5 protein-coding genes and 2 pseudogenes are annotated in these 6,633 nt (G+C 47.6%); all 7 read right to left on the bottom strand.

The features are described 5' to 3' along the window. Window positions 1-195: pseudogene (locus tag J0895_RS18405) on the bottom strand (peroxiredoxin); the annotation flags it as partial. Window positions 196-330: 135 nt separating this feature from the next. Beyond that, window positions 331-2,031 (bottom strand): tetratricopeptide repeat-containing S1 family peptidase, encoded by a 1,701-nt coding sequence (locus tag J0895_RS18410; protein WP_207089463.1) that lies wholly within the window; start codon window positions 2,029-2,031, stop codon window positions 331-333. 154 nt (window positions 2,032-2,185) lie between these two features. After that, complete coding sequence (locus J0895_RS18415; RefSeq protein ID WP_207089464.1) at window positions 2,186-3,070, bottom strand: S1 family peptidase; 885 nt, start codon at window positions 3,068-3,070, stop codon at window positions 2,186-2,188. 94 nt (window positions 3,071-3,164) lie between these two features. Then, on the bottom strand, window positions 3,165-3,866 hold the full coding sequence (locus J0895_RS18420) for a COP23 domain-containing protein (RefSeq protein WP_207089465.1): 702 nt from the start codon (window positions 3,864-3,866) through the stop codon (window positions 3,165-3,167). A 63-nt stretch (window positions 3,867-3,929) separates the two neighbouring features. Then, a complete protein-coding gene (locus J0895_RS18425) occupies window positions 3,930-4,967 on the bottom strand; it encodes a PPC domain-containing protein (protein WP_207089466.1) in 1,038 nt (345 codons plus the stop codon). Window positions 4,968-5,059: 92 nt separating this feature from the next. Further along, window positions 5,060-5,458 (bottom strand): hypothetical protein, encoded by a 399-nt coding sequence (locus tag J0895_RS18430; RefSeq protein ID WP_207089467.1) that lies wholly within the window; start codon window positions 5,456-5,458, stop codon window positions 5,060-5,062. 1,015 nt (window positions 5,459-6,473) lie between these two features. Then, window positions 6,474-6,633: pseudogene (locus tag J0895_RS26075) on the bottom strand (fructose-1,6-bisphosphate aldolase); the annotation flags it as partial.

Genomic DNA, 6,633 nt, shown 5'->3' on the forward strand with positions numbered 1-6,633 from the left:
CACCCACTGTCCCCGATAGTCAGACAGGGAGAGATTGCCATCTCCTGTATTCGTGGGGAGGGTAAATTCTGGTGCCGGTTCTGCGATCGCCGGTAGTTTACCCCCCATAGAATAAGCGGCAGGGGAGAAGTTGAACCAGGCGAGAAAAGAAAGCGTAGCAACGAGAAAGAGTCGGAAAAAAGAGCGACGGGACATGATGATTAATCAGAAAAAGCGTTACCTAGAAGACGAAGACTTCTAGTGGAATATTCTGGTTATAGCGCGTTTGTGATCAAGCCGCACCGAATAAATCCGACTTCCTCTCGGCAGGTGGGATGGCTTGTAAATCGATTATAAACCTCCCTCTTCCAAGGAGGGATTGGAGTTGGGATTGGTATTGCCCGGATTAGACGGGACCGAAATGGGTTCTAATCGATCTTCAGCGGTAAGATATTTGTAGCTTCCGATACTGAGCCAATCGGTGGGTTGAGTGCAATATTCCTTACCATCCATGAGAATCGAGACCACTTGAGCGCCACAGTTAACCGGATCTAATCCCCATTCTGCGAGTTTGGCGAGATTGGTGTCTCCAGAAGGAGTGGAGAGATTATTGGCAGGGCGTGGAGTGGGTTGCTGAGAGAGGGCGTGTTCAAGCACTCTAATATTTTCCTGGACCTGGCGGTATTGCGACATTTTACCCTGGGCCTGAAGCAATTCTGCTGAACGACGCAAATCCTCCAGTGCACCTGGGCGATCGCCTTGATTAACGAGGATTGTGGCCCGGTTATTATAAGCGAGGGGGTAGTTGGGATTGATCTCGATCGCGCGATTGTAATCCGCAAGTGCTCCGGTAGGGTCTCCGAGTTCCGCCTTGGCATTCCCTCGGACTAAATAGGCTTTTTCATTTGTCGGATCGAGCTGGATTGCCTGATTGGTATCCGCAAGAGCCTCTTGCCAGTTCCCCATTTGGTCATAAGCTAGACCTCGATTGTAATAGGGTCTGGCATCATTCGGCTTACTCTTGATCGCTTCAGTCCAGTCGGCGATCGCCCCTGGACGGTCTCCGTTGCGAATGCGGGCATTTCCCCGGTTAAAATAGGCGTTATGGGCGTCATCCGGATCCGGGTTCCGCTCCAGGGCCAAGGTAAAATCAGCGATCGCTGCAGTATAGTTTCCCCCATCTAAGCGCACCATTCCCCGCAGATTGTAATCTCTGGCAGCGCTGGGATTATCTAACTGAGCGGGTTTCTCTTGGTTCGGGCTGTTATTCACCTGCAAATTGGAGGAACTGACCCCCAATTGAGACCCGATTGCCACAAAGATTTCGATGGGAATAGCTGCATTAAAGCCGGTTTTGATCGTGAGCGGACTGCCGGTAGAAGTTTCCAGTTGACCCTCAGTGTCTCCTTGACCATGAATCCCGACGACTCGACCTTCACTATCAAAAACTGGGCCACCACTCATCCCACTTTTAGTGATCGCAGTGTGGCGCAAGTTATATCCTTGGGGACGGCTGCTGGGACGACTGGTCACCATTCCCGGGGTAAATTCTGATTCCCGTTGGGTGCCGACGCGATTGACTAAGGCAGGATAGCCAAAGACATAAATTGAGGAACCCGGAACGATCGTTCGAGAATCCCCCAAGGTTGCCACCGGATAAGATGTGTTGGTTTCAAAGTGCACCACCGCTATATCCGGGTTGTTCTCACTATTATTTGGCAGCGATCGCACCTGAGTCACGGGATAGTCTCTGCCGTCAGGAGTGCGAACCGTATAGTTAATATTTTGGCGACAATTTAACAGACAGGCGACGTGGTGCGCGGTCAGAACGGTATAAACATTCCCCTGTTTGCCGATGATTACCCCTGACCCGCCCAAAGCACCCGCCAAATCAGCATTAATTTGTACCGAACTTTGTTGGGCAATTTGATAAATGTCGGAGCTACTTTTAGCTTGGACAACTGCCGGTATCGTCAGCGTGAGCACCGCTACGGTTGCCGTTCCCATCAGGATTCGGTGCAAGTTATCAACTCCAGACCCATTCCAATTCATAACTCTACCCTTTCGGAAAATTTCATCAATCGAATTATTACTGCACGACTATAGCTTGTTCTAAATGATTTATGTCCTCTCCTGCTCCCCTCTCCTTGTAGGAGAGGGGTTGGGGGAGAGGTCTTAATTCCACAACTGATATAGGATTGCTATATTACAACCCCCCTTGACTCTCCTCGTTCAAGGGAATTGTATTTTGCTGAAATTGAGCAATCGGAATGGCCCAACTCAAGGCTTCCATTTGCTCGAAAAGCTGAGGAGAAGGCACCGAACCATCGGCAAAAATAAACGCATTAATGCCTTGGAACGGATATTTTAATTTTCCATTAATTCCGATCAAAGCCCCATTGCGATCGACCACGGGGCCTCCACTCATGCCCAGTAGAACATCGTTGGTGTAGCCAATTTGATATCCACCCTGGAGCGATCGCGGGGATCTCATTTGCACCTGTCCGAGGGTCACCCGAAAGGCACTCACCCCCCAATCTCGGGTATCCTCAATGGAAACCAGGCGATCGCCCTCTTGGTTAAAATGCCACGCCGGAAATCCCGCAGCATAAACCGGATCTCCCACAGATAAGGCATTGGAGTCGGCAATTTCTGCCACCCGATACGAGTTACTGCTCGTAAATTGCACCAGGGCCAGATCCAAATTCCCAAACTGGGGTAATGGCATCCACCACGCAGCATGGTACTCACCATCGGCGGTGATCAGCCGATAGCCATTTTCAGGGGTATCAATTACCACATGATTATTCGTGAGTACGGTATAAGTTGGCCCCCGACGAGCAACGATCGCCCCAGAACCGGACCCGTTTTGAGTCAAAATTCGCACCGTCACCAGTCGGGCAATTTCCGACGCCGAAGCGTCTTCCATCGGACCCTTCAAATTCGGGGCAACGGATAGAATTCCCCTAGCATCCAATCGGTCTGAATAGACCGTTTTGAAAGTAGAAACTGCATCCCCCGATTGCCCATAAGAAATAATCGGAGCGATCGCATCGTGAGCCAGAATAATTAACAGAATCCCTGGTAACATTCCCTTTGTTTTCCTATCGGGTTATCAACCCTGTAGAGCAGTGAAAACTCCTCTACAGGGTTAGGCTATCAACCCTTGACCCGGGGTTCGGGATCTAAATACCGGAATCGTTATTATTGGTAGGATTGTCCCACATTTGCTGATTGTTATTTGTCGAATCTTCCTGGCTCGACCCCATTGCGTTCTGTTCCCACTCGCCTAAATCGATGTATGTTTGATTTAAGCCGGTTTCGGAAATGACTCCTGCACTAGAACCGCTGCGACTAATCTGCATTAACTGGCCGAGAATTTGACCGGGACGGTTGGCATTTTCTGGCTTAAGAGTAAACAGGGTATTATCGGCATTACAACTGTTAGCTCCTGTGGCTCCAATCGCACAAATGACGGTCTGTCCATTCACTACACCGTGAGTCAGCAACAAATCTTGGAGACGACCCCCATTTGCACTCACTGCCGCATTCAATTTCTGCGAAACGATATTGCAACGGTTTTGTGGGTTGTATTGGTCGCCAAAGTAGCTCGACCCCTGCGCGGTCCATTGAATCAAGGGAATTGGCTGTCCCCCACCCCGTTGAGCCACTGTCGCGTAGTTGCTGCCTTGGGGAACGCAGATAAAGGATGTACCTGCACTAGCATTGCTCGGAGAAGGGGTTACACTCGGCTGACCCACATTCGGCTGAGAGCCACCACTGGAACCACCTACACTCGGACGTGCCAGGGTGGATGGTGCCAATACGAGGCTGCTCGCCAGGGTCAGAACGGTTGCCAAAACTGGAACGAAAGATAGTGATTTCATTGTTAACTCCTGTTGCAATTCTGTTGCAATTGAATCGTTTTAAGGGCGATCGCTACGGCAAATTTACAGGCCAGATCCATTATCAGGCTGTACATTCGGGTTGCGATTGGTGTTGGTATTTGAAGGCTGAGGCAGCGGAGTCTGAGCGATCGGTTCTAGCCGATCATCTGAGGCGATATATCGGTAATTTCCGACATTAAGCCAGTCACTAGGTTGGGTACAGTATTCTTTCCCATCCATTAAGATAGAAACGACTCCCGACGAGCGGCACTCTACGGGTTTTAAACCCCACTCTTCGAGTTTCGCTAAATTGCGATCGGCAACCTGAACCTCATCAAAGCGGTTGGTGGTCGCATTGTAAGTATATTTTCCTTCCGGATAATTTCGACTACAAACCGTTTGTCCGTCAATCGTAATTTCAGCTAATCCCCTTCCCCCACAGGCAGTCCACTGCATCCCAAACTCCCTGGCCAATCTATCTCTGAGCGACTCTGGCTGGGGTTCTGCTGACACCGGGTCGATAGTTCCCGTGGTTGGATTGTAGACGTGCTGACCCCCTTTCTTTATATCTGAGGTGCATCGGGTTTCCGTCCCTATTCTGATCGTAGCCAGTTCCGGATTTCCACAGGGCACGATGGTCAAATTCTGGTCTCGCATCACATAATCAGCTGGAAGCGAGCGATCGGGATTCGACGCTTCTATTTTAATGACGTAGTTTCCTTCTTTATTCCCCACCGACAGCACCCGAATGATATATGTTCCGGGACTTTGGAGGCGAGGCGCAGTCACTCCGAGTTGGAGCTTATTATCGTTATCCTCAATGACAATGCGATTATTGAACGGGTCAATAAGCACTAGCTTGAGATCCAAATTCCCTTGATGCTGAATCCAGATTTTTAGTTCATCTCCAGACTGAGCTTCAAAGTGGTAGTCATTGGCTAATAATTGCGCGCCTCCCTCGGATCTCAACTGTGAGCTCGTGGAATTCAGTACACCCCGGGTGGATCTGCCCGGGATGAGTGCTTGCTGAGATTGTGCTTCTGCATCATGACTTATAGCAACGGCAAACATGATCCCACTCACCGCCAAGATCATAGCCATAGCTTTCTTCAACTTAGGCCGGACCATTTCCTGCTCCACTTTTTTGCAGATGTTAGAAAATTAACGAGGTCTTTCCCTAACCTCTATTTGTTTTAAGGTAGGAAATTTTTCTCCCTGATTGCCCATGAAAAGATGCTTCCTCTAATAATATAGCCTTTGGGGGGATTTTTGTCAACAATTTGGGTCAAAAAATTTTCCCGAGTTAAGACCCCCTTTAAACCTTGAAACCTAAGTATAAAAACTACCCAGAATTGGAGCGTCTTTCCATAAAATTTATTTTTAGCGACAGGCTTCACAATAACCACTGATTTAAAAATTTTCCGGGGGTTTTCAAAAATTTTACGTGGGCCTAATTCATCCTGACAATCAGCGGATTTCAAGAGCTTTTTTCTTAGGCTCTTCAGAGTTAGCGGTGATAATTTTTTATAATATAAAGCTCTAGTGTTTGCTGGGGGCGTTTTTAGGGTTTGCACTCCGCTTGGGTCTGGCATTTGACCTATAGGAATCTTCCAAGCTGAAAGCCTTGTCTGGCAGGCTTTTTACTTGAAGCATAAGCGCATTTTATCACCTAAGCCCCTAAAAAGCATTTTTTCTTAACATATCTTCAACAAATATCACTCAAACAGCGACAGAACTTAGGCAGAATCCAGGTTTCTGGCTTACATTCCGCAGATCTATTTCTATTCTCAATATATTTGGGGCCTTTAAAGCCTGAAGTATTGACTCCATAAGCGTTATGATCTTAAAATCCTCATAAAAAATTTGGTGACTTTATTAAGAACAATTTTTAGTAAGGGTTAGATGAGGGCCTTCGATAGAGGCTCAAACATCCTAAATTCGTGATTGACCCTATCTAGCCGGAGGAATGTAGGTTTTGGACTAATACCAATTCCCTAAAAAAGGGCTACAGATCACCTCCGATGTTCCCGGATTTAGCTATTAGTTTGAACCCCCGCCGGTGTGTTGGGAAGAACGACTACTAACGACTGAAGTCGTTACTACAAACTTAAGAAACTTCAGAAACGACTGAAGTTGTTACTACAAACTTAAGAAACTTAAGAGTAGAAAAGGGAATTATCAGGTCAAAGTGCCATTCGTGCAGCACTATTTTGAAGGGGTGGTAAACGATGACTATCCCAGTTCGTAGTAACAACTTCAGTTGTTCTCTTATGTTCGTAGTAACGACTTGAGTCGTTCTCTTATGTTCGTAGTTGCGATAACTGGGGGGGGGTTAAGCTCAGAACTAAAGTAGGTTAAAATCCCATTAAACTCTTGATCAGATCAGATTTTCAGTCGGATTTATCCGACTTTAGCTATTAGGCGGGGGTTTGAACCCCCGCCGGTGTGTTGGGAAGAACTACAAACTGAAGAAACGACTGAAGTCGTTACTACGAACTTAGAATGCAAAAAAAAGGGATAGTGCATTGCACTACCCCTTTTTCTATTGATTCAAATGGCAGGGAAGAGTTTCAATTGTTTGCTCTTACCTGTGCCAATTTTTACAATTTAAGCAGTCACGGCTTTCTTGATGGTGGGGCTGAGTTCGCCTTTGGCGTACTTGGCGGCGAAGTCATCAAGACTGACTTGCTTGATCTTGGAAGCGTTACCGGCGGTACCAAAGGATTGGTAGCGATCGGAACAAACTTTTTGCATATATTGGATGGAA

Origin of the sequence: Phormidium pseudopriestleyi FRX01 (assembly GCF_017313335.1) — a bacterium.
Classification (GTDB): domain Bacteria; phylum Cyanobacteriota; class Cyanobacteriia; order Cyanobacteriales; family Laspinemataceae; genus Laspinema; species Laspinema pseudopriestleyi.